Below are 16916 nucleotides of genomic sequence, written 5' to 3' on the forward strand. Positions count from 1 at the left end.
CGTCAGGCCGTTGACGGCTTCGCTCGCGAGACTAAAGCTTGGGCGATGTCTCTCAACCTCATAAAACTCTGCGTCGGTTGCGACAGTGTCGAGGATCTTGAGGAGTGGATCGCCTTCCGCCTCGATGAACGGCGGCGTGCCGGCGAGCCGGTGGAGCAGTACCACACCACGCGCATGGTGCCGACGCGCGCTGCGGAAATCATCGATGGCGGATCGCTCTACTGGGTGATCAAGGGCAACGTCCAGTGCCGCCAGCTGATCACCGATATCCGCCCCTTTACCGATGACGAGGGCATAGGCCGCTGCCACCTCATTTTCGATCCGCAGGTTGTGCGCACTGACTGGCAGCCGCGCCGCGCTTTCCAGGGATGGCGCTACCTGAAGCCGTCCGATGCGCCGCTCGATCTCGGCCAGGGCAACGCCGGGCTGGCCGAGATGCCGCCGAAACTGCGCCGCGAGCTTGCCGATCTCGGCCTGCTCTAGCTCGCAATGCGGCCAGCAGGAGTTTGCCCGCAACCGGTCTGGCCCTCATGTTGCGTCATGCTGGACTTGCAAGCGACGCGACAACGCCACATCTTGAATTTCATGAGTGACAAGAGCCAGCCGATATCCAAGAGGGTTAACGCCGCGCCGACCAAACCGCGTTCCGACGCGGGCGAGATCGAAGCGTTCGTGCGTCAGGCGAGAGCCTTGGCCACGGCCGGCAATGGTACCGGCAGGCTGATTCTCTCACTCGACGCGACGATGAGCCGGCAGCCAACATGGGATCTCGCCTGCGCATTGCAGGGCGAGATGTTCGATGCCGCCGGCAAGGCTGGAGCGCTCAGCGTCCAGCTGGTCTATTTCCGTGGCCTTGGCGAATGCCGCTCGTCCGCCTTCGTCTCCAACACGGATACGCTCAAGCAGTTGATGACGCGGATCGATTGCCGCAGCGGCCACACCCAGATCGGCAAGATTCTCACCCATACGCTGAAACAGGCGGCATCGGCCAAGGTCAATGCGCTGGTTTATATCGGCGATGCAATGGAGGAGGATGCCGGCGACATTGCCGAGAAGGCTGGCAAGCTCGGTCTGCTCGGCGTTCCTGTGTTCGTCTTTCAGGAAGGCCATGATTCTGGCGCAGAGAAGGTATTCAAGGACATTGCGCGGTTGTCCAAAGGGGCATGGTTTCGATTCGATCGACGGTCCGCCGCGACCCTGGCCGGGCTGCTTTCAGCGGTTGCCGTGTTTGCGACTGGCGGATTGGAGGCGCTGGAGGCCAGGGACAGGCCGGAAGACCGGCTGATGATCGAGCATCTGCGGGGCGGCGGGACATAATGGGCGCAATCATTGCAATCGTTGCATTGCTGCTGGTGCTTTTCGGCTTCGCCACAGTTTTCCTGCGCGCTGACCCGGCCGCACTCGCGGGTGGGTTGAAAACGCTAGGGCCGGCACTGCTGGCTGTCTTCGGCGGCGCGGTGCTTCTGGTGGGGCGCGAAGGCATTGGCGGCGCGATGCTGCTGGCGGCAGCCGCTTGGTACGGCTCCATGCGCATGGGCAGGCCCGCGGCGAGATTGGCGCCGGGCAAGCGTTCGACGGTGCGTACCGCCGCGCTTGAAATGGAACTCGATCACGACACTGGCGGCCTGGAGGGCCTCGTGCTGGCCGGCCACCATGAAGGCAAGATGCTTGGCGCGATGGCCCTTGCGGAATTGCAGCAGCTCTATCTTGAACTCTCCGGCGATCCGGAGAGCCGGCAATTGCTAGAGACGTATCTTGACGGCAGATTTCCCGTCTGGCGCAAAAACGCTGACACGAACGGTCGCGAAGGGCTGGGTGTTGCGCCAAGTTCTGGCGCCATGACTAAGGAGGAGGCCTACAAGGTCCTTGGTCTTGAAGCGGGGGCCGCCGCGGCGGATGTCCGCAAGGCGCACCGCCGCCTGATGCAGCGCCTGCACCCCGATATCGGCGGCACGTCTTTCCTGGCGGCGCGGATTAACGAAGCCAAGGACGTCTTGCTCTCCAATCACAACTAGTCTCCTTCAACGCAGAACTTTTTCCGGGAGATGACTTCCACGCCGCCCTATTGCTGGACGGCGTAGCACTCGATTTTCTTCTTCTTCAAAGCGGTGCAGGCTTTCCACGCGGCATCCTTCGACCCGAAGCCGCCGAACCGTGCGCGGTAATAGGTCGTGCCGTCCTTCTCGAAGGCAGCGGTGAAACCCGAAGCGTTGGCGAGCACCGAAGGCGCCTGCTTGGTTGTCTTGTCGAGGAAGGCCTGTGCCTCGGACTGCTTCGGCGAGGAAGCGACCTGGATGGCCCAGCCCGACGGCACCGACGCGGTGTTGACCGGATCGACAGCGGGAGTGGGTTCAGAAGCATAGGCAGCCACAACCTGCGCCGTCGCGACCTTTGGCGCCGAGACGATGACTGTCTTCACTTTCTTGGTGGGAACAACCTGTTTGGTTTCTTCGACCGCGGCATTATCGTCGGCGTTGTCATCATTCTGAGCAACTGTCGCGTCGTCGGCTACGGCGTCGGCCGCATCGGCGCTAGCCACTGCCATAGGCTTGTCGTCGGGCGTTGGCGCATCGTGCTTGGGCAGGAGCACCTTTGCCAAGGCCTTGATCGGATTGTCGCCGGTGGCCTTGGCGACCAGCATGCCGTCGCCGCGCGTCGATGCTCTCGGCAGGTAGGTGGTGATCAGATGCGCCATCTCGTTGTCGCGGCTACCGCCCGATGTTCCCCCCATGACCACGGCCACGATGCGGCGATCGCCATCGGCAACAGAGGAGACAAGATTGAAGCCGGATGCCCGTGTATAGCCGGTCTTGATGCCGTCGACGCCCTTGATGCGTCCCAGCAGGCGGTTATGGCCGTTGATGCGCTGGCGTCCGTAGAGAAAGGATCGCTGCGAGAAATAGCTGTAATATTGGGGGAAATGCTCCCTGAGCGCGATGCCGAGCGTGGCCATGTCGCGCGCGGTGGTGAACTGACCCGGATCGGGCAAGCCGTTGGCATTGCGGAAGACCGTGCCGTTCATGCCAAGCTGCCGGGCCTTGGCGGTCATCATGCGGGCGAAAGTGGTTTCGTTGCCGCCGAGCATTTCGCCCAGCGCGGTCGCCGAGTCGTTGGCCGACTTGGTGACCATCGAGAGGATCGCGGTTTCGACCGTGACCGAACCGCCGGGCTTCACACCGAGTTTCGTCGGCGCTTCGCCGGACGCCTTGGCCGAAAAAACGACTGGCGAGTTCTTGCCGACCTTGCCCTTCGCCAGGGCTTCAAACGTCAGGTAAAGCGTCATCATCTTGGTGAGCGAGGCGGGATAACGCCGCCCGTCGGCGTCCGCCGAATACAGCACCTTGCCGGTCTTGGCGTCGACAACGATGGCCGCTGACCTAGCCGCCAGGGACGACGTGGCATCCGCAACAACGAATGATATCGCCAGGGCGACGACCATGATCGTTTTGAAGGAGGACGCGGATTTGGAGAAGATGCCCGACAACGCCTGACGCACTGGTAGTTCCCTTGAATTTTTCGTTGCATTGGAGGCGGCAAAGGGTCCTGCCTCGCTTCAGGTCAAACTACGCGGGCAGCGTTACCAATCCGTTTATGGTAACCGCCGCGTTCACCATTTTCTTCGGGCTTGAACCTCTCTTTATTCGAATCTTAGGCATTGCCGGGCGGACCAGAGGCTCTGCTCCGTTGGAATGTTGACTTTTTGTGCGATGCACAATATATTAAGTGCATTGCACAAAGCAGCCCGATCAGGGCGCATCTCAGGCAACCGTCAAGGGAATCAGGAAATGACCCAGACCTACGAAGATTTCAGCAAATACGGCAAAGAGTTCGCCGACACCGGACTGAAGAGCTTCGCTTCGCTTTCCAAGGGTGCGCAGGCCATCGCCACCGAGGCCGGCGAATACACCAAGAAGAGCTTCGAAGCCGGCAGCGCAGTTGTCGAGAAGATTCTTTCCGCCAAGTCGCTGGACAAGGCGATCGAAATCCAGTCCGACTACGCCAAGCAGTCCTACGAGGCGTTCGTCGCCGAGGCCACCAAGATCGGCGACCTCTACGCCGAACTCGCCAAGGAAGCCTACAAGCCCTTCGAATCGATCGTCGCCAAGGCGAAGTAAATTCCTTCAGCAATGTGACATCGGCCTATTCCGGCCTGAATACGAACCCGGTCGCCATCGCGCGGCCGGGTTTTTTCATGTCAATTTCACGCCGGGGGCTCATCTCCCCTTCACGATTGCGAAAATCGGCCAAGTTTGGCCACCTAGCCATATTGTCAGCTAAACAGAAGGGCTTAAAATCGTTCATCGAACACCTACATGTCGATCTCGCATGGGGATTCGAAAGAGGCAGGAATACGTGACGATTGGTTTGACTGCCACGAGACATGTGGCGCGTATGCAGAACGGCAGCGGCGACGGCAATGAAGCCGGGCGTGGCACCGCCGTCATCACGCGCACCAAAACCAAGACCAAGAAGCCTAGCCTTTATCGGGTCCTCATCCTCAACGACGACTACACGCCCATGGAATTCGTGGTTCACGTGCTGGAGCGTTTTTTCCAGAAGGACCGCGAAGCCGCCACACGCATCATGCTTCATGTCCACAATCATGGAGTGGGCGAGTGCGGGGTCTATACATTCGAGGTGGCCGAGACCAAAGTGTCCCAGGTCATGGATTTCGCCCGACAGAATCAGCATCCGCTGCAATGCGTGATGGAGAAGAAGTGAGGTAACATGCCGGCTTTCTCCCAAGGCCTGGAAAAGGCGCTTCACCAAGCGCTGACGCTCGCCAATGAGCGGCACCATGAATACGCAACCCTGGAGCATCTGCTGCTCGCGCTCATCGACGACACCGAGGCGGCCGCCGTCATGCGTGCCTGCAACGTCGATCTCGATGAACTCAAGCACACTGTTCTGACCTATATCGATACCGAACTGGACAACCTGGTCACCGGTTACGACGAGGATTCCAAGCCGACCGCCGGTTTCCAGCGCGTCATCCAGCGCGCGGTGATCCACGTGCAGTCATCCGGCCGCGAGGAAGTGTCCGGCGCCAACGTGCTCGTAGCGATCTTCGCCGAGCGCGAGAGCCATGCCGCCTATTTCCTGCAGGAACAGCAGATGACCCGCTACGACGCGGTCAACTACATCTCGCATGGCATCGCCAAGCGCCCCGGCGCGTCGGAGACACGCTCGCCGCGTGGTGCCGATGACGAGCAGGGCGGCCAGAACGGCGCCGAGCCGCAAGAGGAAGGCGGCAAGAAGAAGCAGCAGCAGGACGCGCTGACGGCTTATTGCGTCAACCTCAACAACAAGGCCAAGGCCGGCAAGATCGACCCGCTGATCGGCCGCGAGTCCGAGATCAACCGCACCATCCAGGTGCTGTGCCGCCGCTCCAAGAACAACCCGCTCTATGTCGGTGATCCCGGCGTGGGCAAGACGGCGATCGCCGAGGGCCTCGCCAAGCGCATCGTCGAGGGCGATGTTCCCGAAGTGCTGCACAACGCCACCATCTTCGCGCTCGACATGGGCACGCTGCTGGCCGGCACGCGTTATCGCGGCGATTTCGAGGAACGGCTGAAGCAGGTCGTGAAAGAACTCGAGGATTATCCGGGTGCCGTGCTGTTCATCGACGAGATCCACACGGTGATCGGGGCAGGGGCTACCTCAGGCGGCGCCATGGATGCATCGAACCTGCTGAAGCCGGCTCTGTCTTCCGGTGCGATCCGCTGCATCGGCTCGACCACCTACAAGGAATTCCGCCAGTTCTTCGAGAAGGACCGCGCTCTGGTGCGGCGCTTCCAGAAAATCGACGTCAACGAGCCGACCATCGAGGACGCCATCGAGATCATGAAGGGTCTGAAGCCCTATTATGAGGAATTCCACAAGGTGAAGTTCACCAATGAGGCGATCAAGGCCTCGGTGGAACTGTCGGCGCGCTACATCAACGACCGCAAGCTGCCGGACAAGGCGATCGACGTCATCGACGAGACCGGTGCCTCGCAGATGCTGGTGCCGGAGGGCAAGCGCAAGAAGGTTATCGGCATCAGGGAGATCGAAGCGACGATCGCCACCATGGCGCGTATCCCGCCGAAGACGGTTTCCGCCGATGACGAGCAGGTTCTGCAAGGTCTCGAAGTCGAGCTGAAGCGTGTCGTCTATGGCCAGGATACCGCGATCACCGCGCTGACCTCGGCCATCAAGCTGGCGCGTGCCGGCCTGCGCGAACCGGAGAAGCCGATCGGCTCCTACCTGTTCTCCGGGCCAACCGGCGTCGGCAAGACGGAAGTGGCAAAGCAGCTCGCGGCGTCGCTTGGCGTCGAGCTGATCCGCTTCGACATGTCCGAATACATGGAGCGTCACACCGTCTCGCGGCTGATCGGCGCGCCTCCCGGCTATGTCGGCTTCGACCAGGGCGGTCTTTTGACGGACGGCGTCGACCAGCATCCGCACTGCGTGCTGCTGCTGGACGAAGTCGAGAAAGCGCATCCGGATCTGTTCAACATCCTGTTGCAGGTGATGGACCACGGCAAGCTGACCGACCATAACGGCAAGCAGATCGACTTCCGCAATGTCATCCTGATCATGACCACCAATGCGGGCGCTTCCGATGCGCAGCGCGCGGCGATCGGTTTCGGCTCGACGAAGCGCGAAGGCGACGATGTCGAGGCGATCAACCGGCTGTTCACGCCGGAGTTCCGCAACCGTCTCGATGCGATCATTCCGTTCGGCTCGTTGCCGGTGCCGGTCATCCACCAGGTGGTGCAGAAGTTCGTCATGCAGCTCGAGGCTCAGCTCTCGGAACGTGGCGTCACCTTCGACCTGTCGCCGGATGCAATCGCTTGGCTGGCCGACAAGGGCTATGACGAGCGCATGGGTGCGCGGCCGCTCGGTCGCGTCATCCAGGAGCACATCAAGAAGCCGCTGGCCGACGAGGTTCTGTTCGGCAAGCTCAAGAAGGGCGGCACGGTGCGTGTCACCGTCGAGAAGAAGGAAACCGGCGAGACCGGTCTGAAGCTCGAGTCGCTGGCTGACGAGGCTCCGGTGAAGCCGAAGAAGGAAGAACCGGAGGACGGACCGAAGCCGAAGAAGGCCGTGGCGAAAAAGCCCGCCGCCAAAAAGGTGGTAGCGCAGAAGCCGGAGCCCAAGGGCAAGGATGGCGGCAAGCGCAGCCTCGTGCCGCAACTGCCCAGAAAGAACTGATTGTACCAACAGGCAAAAAAAGCCCCGGAGACGGGGCTTTTTTCATTGCGACAATGGGGAGGCAGCACATCAGCCCGGCCTCCATGACCTGGAGGTCGGCACGTCGCTTCTAAAGCGCGCGCAAACGCAATCCGCCAGCGGCTTCAGTCGGATATCGCGCCCGACCGTATTCGAGCAACGCTCCAATCCACTTTTCGAATAGGTGGGGTTGTTTTGGCCAGGACGGCCTTCTCTTTGTCGATGCCCTGCTTTCACGCCGAATTAACCTCCCTTGGGCATTTTTCGGCGATGGTCTTCTTACCTGCAGAACGAACGATTTTGACGGTCGCTTTGGCGCTGACTGGCGTTTGCCTGTTCCTGGTTTGGGAGAAAGGCGTCGTTGTGGCGCTTGGCGGGTACAGTTTCTCCGTCGGCTTCGCCGTTGTCATGATCGCTATTGGCCAATTCTATCGGCATGTCCGCAAGGCCGAACGGATTGCGATCACCACCCATATTCTGGCGTTGTTCGTTGCCTATTCGATACCTGCTTCACTTCTCAATCTATTGCTGTTGCCACGGCCCTCGGCGCCTATCGACGCCACTCTGGTTTGGATGGATTCCTGGCTTGGCTATTCCTGGCCGAGCGCCTGTGCGTGGATTGCACAATACCCGCACCTCTCGGATATCCTTAGGCAGATCTACACCTTGACGCTGGCCCAAATCCTGTTTGCTTTTTTCTTTCTTGGCATAGCAAATGATCGACGGCGACTGCATGCGGCAGCACTTGGGACAGTGTTTGCGTCGCTGGCCACCATTTTTTGCTGGGCGCTGTTTCCATCCAGCGGAGCCTCCGCTTACTGGACCCTGGCGCCGGAGGTTGATCGCGTCGTTCGACCGATAGTCAATTCCGCTTATGGCGCTGAATTGAATCGTCTGCTCGTTGAAGGTGTAAAGGATATCTCCGGCCTGAAAACGGCGGGACTTGTGGGATTTCCTTCGTTCCATACGGCTATGGCATTGATCTCGCTGATCGCAGTTTGGCCATATTGGCCCATGCGCCTGGCACTGGTTCTCATCAATGTCGCGCTGCTGCCGGCGATACTCATCCATGGCGGGCACAATCTGATGGACGTCCTTGGCGGAATCTTGATTACTATCGCCTCTTGGAGGCTGGGGGTTCTGGTCTTCGAGGCGCAGGAACGCGTCACGCTCAAGCTTGCGTCAGGCAAGGCTGTGAATGCATGTCCGGAAGCAACCGTCGCCTGAGACACCCTTGATTGCGTTGATTAGCCATCAACCAACCAGCGCCCTGCGTATCTTGTCCGCGTTCTCGGCGAGCACCTCAGGCTTTTCCATATTGCCGGTATGCGGCCTCAGCGCGATGCCTTCAAAGCGCGGGATGACGTGGACATGGAGATGATAGACGGTCTGCCCCGAGGCCGGCTCGTTGAACTGCAAGACGGTGGCGCCATCGGCGCCAAATGCCTTCTTGACCGCCAGCGCCACTTTCTGAACAACCGTGAAGAGGGGCCCCAGCGTTGCCGGGTCGGCATCCAGAAGGTTGCGTGACGGCGCCTTGGGGACGACCAGTGTGTGGCCTGGTCCCTGTGGCATGACGTCCATGAACGCCACCACGGACTCATCCTCGTAGACGCGGTGCGACGGGATTTCACCGCGCAGGATCTTGGCGAAGATGTTCTGTGGGTCGTAAGGGGTCTCGGCCATGACGTGCTCCGGATTGTGGCTCAGTATCCGATGTAGCGAAGCCTCTTATGGGCGGCAAGACGATCAGGCGAGATCAACCGCGCCTGCTTCGACGAGGGCAACACGAGGCTAGCTGGCCAGCCCGAGAGGTGTGAGGCGCGAAGTGGAGAGTTGGGACGGCACTCCGTCCATTGAAACAACCCCTTAGAGGAGTTCACTCCTCGCCTGTCGGGTCCGATTTGCGGAACGGGGTGTGCTCTTCAAGATATTCGCCCATGCGTTCCACTTCACGCCGCTCACGCCTCAGATAATCGGCCACGGCGTTGCGTAAGCCGGGATGGGCGATGTAGTGCGCCGAGTGCATGGTCACCGGCCGGTAGCCGCGGGCGAGCTTGTGTTCACCTTGCGCGCCCGCTTCGACCACCTTCAGTTTGCGGTCGATGGCGAAATCGATGGCCTGATGGTAGCAGACCTCGAAATGCAGGAAGGGGTGATCTTCGATGCAGCCCCAATTCCGCCCATAGAGTGCGTCGGAACCGATGAAATTGATGGCGCCTGCAATATACCGGCCGTTGCGCCTGGCCATCACCAGCAGGATGTCGTCGGCCATGCGCTCGCCGATCAGCGAGAAGAACTCGCGATTGAGGTAAGGGCGCCCCCATTTGCGGCTGCCGGTGTCCGTGTAGAAGGCGAAGAAGTCGTCCCAGGCCTTTTCGGTGAGATCCTTGCCAGTCAGCCAGTCGATCGAGATGCCGGGGGCGAGTGCCTCGCGCCGCTCCTTCTTCATGGCCTTGCGCTTGCGTGATGCTAGCGTGGCGAGGAAGTCGTCGTAGGTCGAAAACCCTTCGTTGAAGAAATGAAACTGCTGGTCGGTGCGGTGCAGGAACCCCGCGGCCTCCAGCGTGGCGACGTCGGCTTCCTGCGCGAAAGTGACGTGTGCCGAGGACACGCCGAGCTTTTCCGTCACCGCCTTCAGCCCAGCGGCCAGGCCGGCCTTGACGGTGTTGCTGTCCTCGCCCTTGCTCACCAGCAGGCGAGGGCCGGTCACCGGCGTAAACGGCACCGCGCATTGCAGTTTTGGATAGTAACGGCCGCCGGCCCGCTCAAACGCATCCGACCAGCCATGATCGAACACATATTCGCCCTGGCTGTGCGATTTCAGGTAGCTGGGAATGGCCCCCAGCAGCTTGCCCTCGGCGGTTTCGAGCCTCAGGTGATGGCCCTGCCAGCCAGTGCGCCGGACGGCACAACCAGAGTCCTCGAGCGCACTCAAGAAAGCAAATGAAACGAGCGGGTTATAGGAATTGTCCGCATCATCGCGCGTGGTGCCGCCGAAACTGTTCCATTCGTCAAGGGTGAATGCGCCGATACCCGCGGCGACGCGGATCGCATACTCCGCGTTCGCCGTTTGCCTGTCGCCGTCGTCGCCTTGATCCATGAGGCTTATTTAAGCTCCATCCGAGCCGCTACAAGTCACGTTTCAGGCAAGCTCACGTCATACCACTTTGGCAACGTCGGGCTCGAATCCTTCGAACGTCATCTGGTCGGCATATTTGAACGTCAGGTCGATCGCCGGCTGATCATGCACCGTCCAGGTGATCACCGGCATCTTGAGCTTTTCGCGAACGAAACTGACGAAGGCGTTCGGCAGGTCGCCGGCCGCGTAGGACGTAAAGGCAATGTCGTGCGCCAGCATGGCGAAATGCCCCTCGATCAAATGGTTGTCTTTGCCGTAGGCGGTCAACCCCGCGGGAATGCCAGGCGCGTGTTTGGGGAAATCGCGAAGCAGCCAGTGATCAAACGACATGATCGCCGCCTTGCCCTTGTAGCGCTTCAGCATCTTGCCGACGCGCGCCACGAGGCCGTCGTCGCGGCCAGGAATTCCCTTCAACTCGATGACCATCGGTACGCGGCCATCGACCAGATCTAGAGCTTCCTGCAGCGTCGGCACGTGATCCGATGTGCCGCCGACCTTGAGCGCGGTAAGCTCCGCCGCGGTCCGTTGCCAGACAAAGCCATCAACGCCGGTCAGCCTTCGCAAGTCGTCGTCGTGAATGATGACGGGAACGCCATCCGACGAGAGATGCACGTCGCATTCGATGGCATAGCCACGCTCGGCTGCCGCGGCGAAGGCTGAAAGCGTGTTCTCCCAGCGCGTCTTGTTCATATCGTGAAAACCGCGATGAGCGACGGGCCGGGCAATCAGCCAGGATAGATCTGTCATGGTCGTTCCCAGGCTCATTCGATTTCGAAGATCGCTTCGATTTCCACTGCGGCATTAAGCGGCAGGGAGGCCGTGCCGACTGCGGAGCGTGCATGTTTGCCACACTCACCGAGTGCGGCCACGAGAAAATCGGAGGCACCGTTCGCAACCAGATGCTGCTCGACAAAATCAGCGGTCGAAGCGACGAAAACGGTGATCTTGACCAGCCGACGAATCTTCTCGAGGTCGCCAAGCGCGGCCTTGGCCTGTGCCAATATGTTGATCGCGCAGTATTTTGCCGCTTCCTTGCCGGTTGCTGTGTCGACGTCGCGGCCGAGCAGGCCGGTGGCCTGGAGCTTGCCGTCCTTGAGCGGCAACTGCCCGGCGGTGAACAGCAGATTGCCGGTCTGGCAATAGGGCACGTAGTTAGCGGCAGGTGCCGCCGCGACGGGAAGCGTCACGCCCAGATCGCTTAGCCGCTTTTCGATTGTTTCGCTCATGGTATTTCCCTATTGCTTGATCTCGCGGCTTTGGCCGGGGCCGAAATTGCTATTTTTGCCTCGCTTCCGCCACGACTTTTTTTAAGCTGGACCATCTTTCCCCGCGGGCTGCCATCAGCCACGATGATCGGAGCACCTCATGCGCGCAACGCGCCGCCTCGTATTCCCCGCCATCCTGCTGTCGGCGGCTTTGTCGATGGGGCCCGCTTTCGCCGCACCGGCGCTGCAAGCGCATCGTGCCGTCTATGACCTTTCACTGAACAAGGCGTCCGACCGCTCCGGCATCACTGGCATCACCGGGCGCATGGTCTATGAGTTCAATGGTTCGGCCTGTGAAGGCTATACGGTGAAATTTCGCTTCGTGACCCAGATCGTCACCAACGAAAACACAAGGTTGACCGATCAGCAGACGACCACTTTCGAGGATGCCGAAGGCAAGACCTTCTCATTCGTGACAAAGTCCTTTGTCGACCAGAACCTCGACAAGGAGGTCAGAGGCACCGCGACGAAGGATGCGAAAGGGCTGAAAGTCGACATCGACAAGCCCGAAAAGAGCAGCATGGAACTGGCCGCCACCCAGTTTCCGACCCAGCATCTGGTCGAACTGATCGGCAAGGCCGAGAAGGGCGAGAATTTTTACGAAACCAATTTGTTCGACGGTTCGGAGGATGCCAACAAGGTGATGACCACCACGGTCATCGTCGGCAAGAAGACCGAAGCCGACAAGACCGACCCGGAGGCGCCGGCTTTGGCGAAGCTTTCCACCGACAAATACTGGCCGGTGGACATCGCCTATTTCGATGATACCGCCAAGACTGGCGAAGAGGTGCCGGAATACCGGATCAGCTTCAAGCTGCATGAAAACGGCATCACGCGCGATCTCGTCATGGACTACGGCGATTTCTCGATGACCGGCAAGCTGGTGAATCTATCGCTGTTCGATCAGACGAAGCCTTGCCCGGTGAAATAGCTTCTCCATATCCAATCATCGTCTGATTAACCACGGCGCGGGCTTGCCGTGCTCCGTGACTTGAACACGCCGCAATTGGCTCTCACCTTTCCCTCCGTATCGCACGTTGTGCGCGATCTCAGAGGGGGGAGCAGGTTGGGCAGGATCGATGTGTTCGTGGCGCCGCGACCCAATTCGGCGCTGATCAAGATCATGACAGTGGTCAACCGGATCGTCATGCTGCGCGGCGTTCCCGGGTTTCGCGACCTGTTGCCATTCAATCGCCTGGCCGGCTTGCGTGGCATTGCCAATGTCCGTCATTTCGATTTTCCCATTGGGGAACAGCGGCGACTGAAGGCCGCCTGCGGAGAAGGTAAGGCGACGTTCATCACGCCCAATCATCCCGAGTTCTTCACGGACTGGATGATCGACAAGGAGGTTGTGTCGCGGGTCAGCCCGCTCACCGCGTCCTGGGCAACGAATGGCGTCGTCAACGGCCTTGGCCGGATGATGCAGAAATTCTGGTTGGCCAACAATCTGATCGCGCAGATACCCGGTAACAGCGGGGCGGCCAAGGAGTACTCCGTCGACTGGGCGATGAAAGGCCATGGCGTGCTGCTGCACCCCGAAGGCGGCGTCGGCTGGCATGGCAATTTTGTCGCGCCATTGCTGCCGGGAGCGGTAGAGATGGGGCTGGACGCCCTGAAGCGCGGCCGTGAAAGCGATCAGCATTTCAAGGCCTGGATTGCTCCCGTCGTCTGGAAGCTGACCTTCACAAAAGACGTTGGGTCTGCGTTGGCGCGAGAATGCAGCCATGTCGAGCGAAGCCTGAAAATCGAACGCATTGCCGCCGATACGCTGCCGGAGCGTATCCATCATATCTATACAACCCTGCTTTCGCGCGACGCGTCCGCGTACGGCGTCCCGTCTGATCAGCATGCCTCCTATGCGGAACGCCAGCACGACCTCGTGCTCGAATTGGGCCGCCGCCTTGGGCAGGAGATATCCGTCGATGCCAACTCCGTCGACTTCTCTGAATTGCTGCGTCGGTCGCGGCGCTGGCTGAAGGAAAACGCTGATGACGGTCAGAAGCGGGTTCGCAAGCTGATGGAAACGATCCAGCGGCTCCAGCGCGTCGGGCCGTGGGCATGGGCCAAGCCGCTGACCACGCAAGAGGAGGTGGCGGAGCATCTGAAACGTATCCGCAACGACTATTGCAAGGGCACGCTTCGCGACACGCTCAACCATTTCGCGCCGCAGCCGGCTGGGCCGCGCTGTGCCCATATCCGGGTCCCCGAGCCCTTGGGATTGCATGCTTATGATGGCTCGATCGATGATGCTCTTGTTGAGTTGCGCCGACGGATGCAGGAAGCCGTAACAGGCATCGTGACCGAGCTTGAGGCTGCCGGAGGCTTCATTTCCTATCCGAATCCCTTCTATCATCGTTAGTTCATACGACTGGCCACGGTTTCATCTGGCGAGACGGGGAGTGCGGCAAGCTTCATGGCTGTCTATGTCGACGCGGCGATCTGGAAATGGGCCGGTCATCGCTGGTGTCACCTGATGGCCGACGAGACCGACGAGTTGCACCGCTTTGCCGGAGAGCTCGGCGTCAAGCGCTCGTCATATCAAGGGCCGCCGAAGACATCGGCGCCACACTATGACATAACCGGCTTCGAACGTGATCGCGCTGTGAGGCTTGGCGCGATCGAATGCAGCCGCGAGGAGATCGTCGAGATCTTCAGGCGGGTGAGGGTGCCCAACGGGAAGGGGAACCGGCCATGACGCTGACCGCATTTCTGGCCTACTGCGCAGCGATCACCGTTGCCGCGGCCACACCTGGCCCGGCAATGTTCGCGGTCATTACCAATGGCGTTTCGCGCGGGTTCGTCAGGGCGTTCATGGCCGGAATTGGCGTCGCCGCCGGCGATGCGGTGCTGGTCACCCTGGCGCTGCTTGGACTGGTGGCGCTGGCCCAGACTTTCGAGTGGGTTTTTCACCTGTTGAAATATGCGGGCGCGGCCTATCTGGTTTTTCTCGGCGTCAGGATGTGGCGCGCCGCCGCCAGTCAATCGGCCGAATCGCAGACACCGCAGGCGAAATTGTCGCGATCGTTTTTCCTCGGCGCATCCATTGCGCTGGGCAACCCGAAGGCGATCCTGTTTCACGCCTCGATCATGCCGCTGATCCTGAACCTCAACACCCTGACCTTCGCCGACGGGCTGCTGGTGGTCGCCGTGGTGATCAGCGTCAATATCTTGACCATGAGCCTTTACGCCGCGCTTGCGGGTCGGGCTTCCAACTGGTTCAAGACGCCGAGGCGCATGCGGCTGATGAACAGGTTCGCCGGCAGCGCCATGATCGGCACCGGAGCGCTGATTGCCGCACGCTAGGCGTTAAAGCGCCGCCCCGCTTGCGTTTGTCGGACTTCCCCTCTATATGCGCGCTCATTCCACACACGGACTTTGGTGTCTGCCCGGGAGAAATCCGGCTGAGACCTCCGGTGGCGTTCGAGGACTTCGTCCAAAAATGCCTGTGTCCGTGGAGGCTAACCGGAAAGGAACTAAGAATGGCTCTGCCTGATTTCAGTATGCGCCAGCTTTTGGAAGCTGGCATTCACTTCGGCCACCAGACTCACCGCTGGAACCCGAAGATGGCGCCTTACATCTACGGCGCTCGCAACAACATCCACATTATCGACCTCTCGCAGACGGTGCCTTTGCTGCACCAGGCGCTGAAGCAGGTTTCCGATACCGTCGCCAAGGGCGGCCGCGTGCTGTTCGTCGGCACCAAGCGCCAGGCTTCGGACATCGTTGCCGACGCTGCTCAGCGCTCGGCCCAGTATTATGTCAACTCGCGTTGGCTCGGCGGCATGCTGACCAACTGGAAGACGATCTCGAATTCGATCCAGCGTCTGCGCAAGCTCGACGAGATGCTGGCCGGTGAGGCGCAAGGGTTGACCAAGAAGGAACGCCTGAACCTCGACCGCGAGCGCGAGAAGCTCGACAAGGCGCTGGGCGGCATCAAGGACATGGGCTCGACGCCGGACCTGATGTTTGTCATCGACACCAACAAGGAAGCGATCGCGATCCTCGAGGCCAAGCGTCTCGGCATTCCGGTCGTCGCCATCATCGATTCGAACTGCGATCCCGACAAGATCGACTTCCCGATCCCCGGCAATGACGACGCGGCTCGCGCCATTCAGCTGTACTGCGATCTGATCGCCAAGGCTGCGATTGACGGCATCGCCCGTCAGCAGGGTGCGCTCGGCGTCGATATCGGCGCTTCGGTCGAAGCTCCGGTGGAACCGGCGCTTGATCCGGCTCCGTCGACCGAGACCCCGCAGGCTTAAACGGCGAGGGCCGGTCCCGGCCTTCATCTTTCTAATATTTTGGCACGCTAAACGGACGCATCATCGAGATTCGATGGTGCGTCGGTGCATTTAAAACAAAGAGGCGACAATGAGCATTTCGGCTGCACAGGTCAAAGAACTCCGCGACTTGACCGGCGCGGGCATGATGGACTGCAAGGCGGCGTTGACCGAGACCAACGGCAACATGGAAGAGGCCGTCGACTGGCTGCGCAAGAAAGGCATTTCCAAAGCCGACAAGAAGGCCGGCCGCACGGCTGCCGAAGGCCTGATCGGCGTCGACAATGGCGTGCGTGAGGCCGCTGTGGTCGAGGTCAACTCTGAGACCGACTTCGTTGCCCGCAACGCGGCTTTCCAGGAAATCGTCGCCAACGTTGCCAAGGTCGCGCTCGCCTATGGCACGACCGAGGCTGTCGCTGCCGCAAAGTACCCGGGTTCGGACAAGTCGGTTACCGACACCATCAAGGACGCTGTCGGGACCATTGGTGAGAACATGGGCTTCCGCCGCTCGGCCAAGCTGACCGTTCCTCACGGCGCGGTCGCTACCTATGTCCACAACGCGGTTGCTGATGGTCTCGGCAAGCTCGGTGTGCTGGTGGCCATCGAAACTACCGGCAATGCGCAGGCTGCAAACGCCTTCGCTCGCCAGGTCGCCATGCATGTCGCCGCCACCAACCCGCTGGCGCTGACCGCGGAGCAGATCGATCCGGCAGCGGTCGAGCGCGAGAAGGCGATCTTCGCCGATCAGGCACGTCAGACCGGCAAGCCGGAAGCGATCATCGAGAAGATGGTCGAGGGCCGCTTGCGCAAGTTCTACGAGGAAGTCGTGCTCTTGAAGCAGGCCTTCGTGCTCAATCCCGACATCACTGTCGAGCAGGCGCTGAAGGATGCCGAGAAGGAAATCGGCGCTCCGGCCAAGATCACCGCCTATCTACGCTTCGCGCTGGGCGAGGGCATCGAGAAGGAAGAGACCGATTTCGCGGCGGAAGTCGCGGCTGCGGTCAAGAAATAGCC

The 16916-nt window shown here is 60.5% G+C and carries 18 protein-coding genes; 13 read left to right on the forward strand and 5 right to left on the reverse strand.

Going from position 1 to position 16916, the window contains the following annotated elements; all coding sequences use genetic code 11:
• The first annotated feature begins 45 nt into the window (after positions 1-45).
• The 3 genes from ABVQ20_RS06685 (at position 46) to ABVQ20_RS06695 (ending at position 2015) form a co-directional block, all read left to right on the forward strand.
• Positions 46-483, forward strand: a complete 438-nt coding sequence (locus ABVQ20_RS06685) for a DUF1489 family protein (protein WP_354458753.1) — start codon at positions 46-48, stop codon at positions 481-483.
• 102 nt (positions 484-585) lie between these two features.
• Positions 586-1317, forward strand: a complete 732-nt coding sequence (locus ABVQ20_RS06690) for a VWA domain-containing protein (RefSeq protein WP_354458754.1) — start codon at positions 586-588, stop codon at positions 1315-1317.
• A complete protein-coding gene (locus tag ABVQ20_RS06695) occupies positions 1317-2015 on the forward strand; it encodes a DnaJ domain-containing protein (protein WP_354458755.1) in 699 nt (232 codons plus the stop codon). The genes ABVQ20_RS06690 and ABVQ20_RS06695 overlap by 1 nt, the downstream gene beginning before the upstream one ends.
• A 47-nt stretch (positions 2016-2062) precedes the next feature.
• On the opposite strand, the gene ABVQ20_RS06700 is transcribed toward ABVQ20_RS06695, so the two are convergent.
• Positions 2063-3496, reverse strand: coding sequence for a D-alanyl-D-alanine carboxypeptidase (locus ABVQ20_RS06700; RefSeq protein WP_354458756.1), 1434 nt, complete (start codon positions 3494-3496; stop codon positions 2063-2065).
• A 289-nt stretch (positions 3497-3785) separates the two neighbouring features.
• On the opposite strand from ABVQ20_RS06700, the gene ABVQ20_RS06705 reads away from it, so the two are divergent.
• The 4 genes from ABVQ20_RS06705 (at position 3786) to ABVQ20_RS06720 (ending at position 8442) form a co-directional block, all read left to right on the forward strand.
• Positions 3786-4115, forward strand: a complete 330-nt coding sequence (locus ABVQ20_RS06705) for a phasin family protein (RefSeq protein ID WP_227347185.1) — start codon at positions 3786-3788, stop codon at positions 4113-4115.
• A gap of 277 nt (positions 4116-4392) precedes the next feature.
• Positions 4393-4722 carry an ATP-dependent Clp protease adapter ClpS gene (gene clpS, locus ABVQ20_RS06710; protein ID WP_027051901.1) on the forward strand — a complete coding sequence of 110 codons (330 nt, stop codon included), beginning with the start codon at positions 4393-4395 and terminating at the stop codon, positions 4720-4722.
• A 6-nt stretch (positions 4723-4728) separates the two neighbouring features.
• The gene (gene clpA, locus ABVQ20_RS06715) at positions 4729-7197 is read left to right on the forward strand and encodes an ATP-dependent Clp protease ATP-binding subunit ClpA (protein WP_354458757.1); all 2469 of its coding nucleotides are present in this window, start codon (positions 4729-4731) and stop codon (positions 7195-7197) included.
• A gap of 213 nt (positions 7198-7410) precedes the next feature.
• Positions 7411-8442, forward strand: a complete 1032-nt coding sequence (locus tag ABVQ20_RS06720; RefSeq protein WP_354458758.1) for a phosphatase PAP2 family protein — start codon at positions 7411-7413, stop codon at positions 8440-8442.
• Between the two features lie 27 nt (positions 8443-8469).
• Here the strand turns inward: ABVQ20_RS06720 and ABVQ20_RS06725 are convergent, their stop codons facing one another.
• The 4 genes from ABVQ20_RS06725 to ABVQ20_RS06740 all read right to left on the reverse strand — a co-directional run bounded on the left by ABVQ20_RS06725 (position 8470) and on the right by ABVQ20_RS06740 (position 11583).
• Positions 8470-8901 carry an HIT family protein gene (locus ABVQ20_RS06725; RefSeq protein WP_354458759.1) on the reverse strand — a complete coding sequence of 144 codons (432 nt, stop codon included), beginning with the start codon at positions 8899-8901 and terminating at the stop codon, positions 8470-8472.
• Between the two features lie 193 nt (positions 8902-9094).
• Positions 9095-10318 (reverse strand): GNAT family N-acetyltransferase, encoded by a 1224-nt coding sequence (locus ABVQ20_RS06730; protein WP_354458760.1) that lies wholly within the window; start codon positions 10316-10318, stop codon positions 9095-9097.
• Positions 10319-10375: 57 nt separating this feature from the next.
• The gene (locus tag ABVQ20_RS06735) at positions 10376-11104 is read right to left on the reverse strand and encodes a glycerophosphodiester phosphodiesterase (RefSeq protein ID WP_354458761.1); all 729 of its coding nucleotides are present in this window, start codon (positions 11102-11104) and stop codon (positions 10376-10378) included.
• Positions 11105-11118: 14 nt separating this feature from the next.
• Positions 11119-11583 (reverse strand): RidA family protein, encoded by a 465-nt coding sequence (locus ABVQ20_RS06740; protein WP_354458762.1) that lies wholly within the window; start codon positions 11581-11583, stop codon positions 11119-11121.
• Positions 11584-11722: 139 nt separating this feature from the next.
• Between ABVQ20_RS06740 and ABVQ20_RS06745 the strand changes: the two genes are divergently transcribed.
• The 6 genes from ABVQ20_RS06745 to tsf all read left to right on the forward strand — a co-directional run bounded on the left by ABVQ20_RS06745 (position 11723) and on the right by tsf (position 16914).
• Positions 11723-12553 (forward strand): cell envelope integrity EipB family protein, encoded by an 831-nt coding sequence (locus ABVQ20_RS06745; RefSeq protein ID WP_354458763.1) that lies wholly within the window; start codon positions 11723-11725, stop codon positions 12551-12553.
• A gap of 135 nt (positions 12554-12688) precedes the next feature.
• Positions 12689-13981, forward strand: coding sequence for a hypothetical protein (locus ABVQ20_RS06750; RefSeq protein WP_354458764.1), 1293 nt, complete (start codon positions 12689-12691; stop codon positions 13979-13981).
• A 54-nt stretch (positions 13982-14035) separates the two neighbouring features.
• Positions 14036-14317, forward strand: a complete 282-nt coding sequence (locus tag ABVQ20_RS06755; protein ID WP_354458765.1) for a DUF4031 domain-containing protein — start codon at positions 14036-14038, stop codon at positions 14315-14317.
• The gene (locus tag ABVQ20_RS06760) at positions 14314-14925 is read left to right on the forward strand and encodes a LysE family translocator (protein WP_354458766.1); all 612 of its coding nucleotides are present in this window, start codon (positions 14314-14316) and stop codon (positions 14923-14925) included. The genes ABVQ20_RS06755 and ABVQ20_RS06760 overlap by 4 nt, the downstream gene beginning before the upstream one ends.
• 176 nt (positions 14926-15101) lie before the next feature.
• On the forward strand, positions 15102-15884 hold the full coding sequence (gene rpsB / locus ABVQ20_RS06765; protein ID WP_019858207.1) for a 30S ribosomal protein S2: 783 nt from the start codon (positions 15102-15104) through the stop codon (positions 15882-15884).
• A 109-nt stretch (positions 15885-15993) separates the two neighbouring features.
• Entirely contained in the window at positions 15994-16914 is a 921-nt protein-coding gene (gene tsf, locus ABVQ20_RS06770) for a translation elongation factor Ts (RefSeq protein WP_354458767.1), read from the forward strand.
• Positions 16915-16916 lie beyond the last annotated feature (2 nt).

It is taken from the genome of Mesorhizobium shangrilense (assembly GCF_040537815.1).
In the GTDB taxonomy this organism is placed as follows: domain Bacteria; phylum Pseudomonadota; class Alphaproteobacteria; order Rhizobiales; family Rhizobiaceae; genus Mesorhizobium; species Mesorhizobium shangrilense.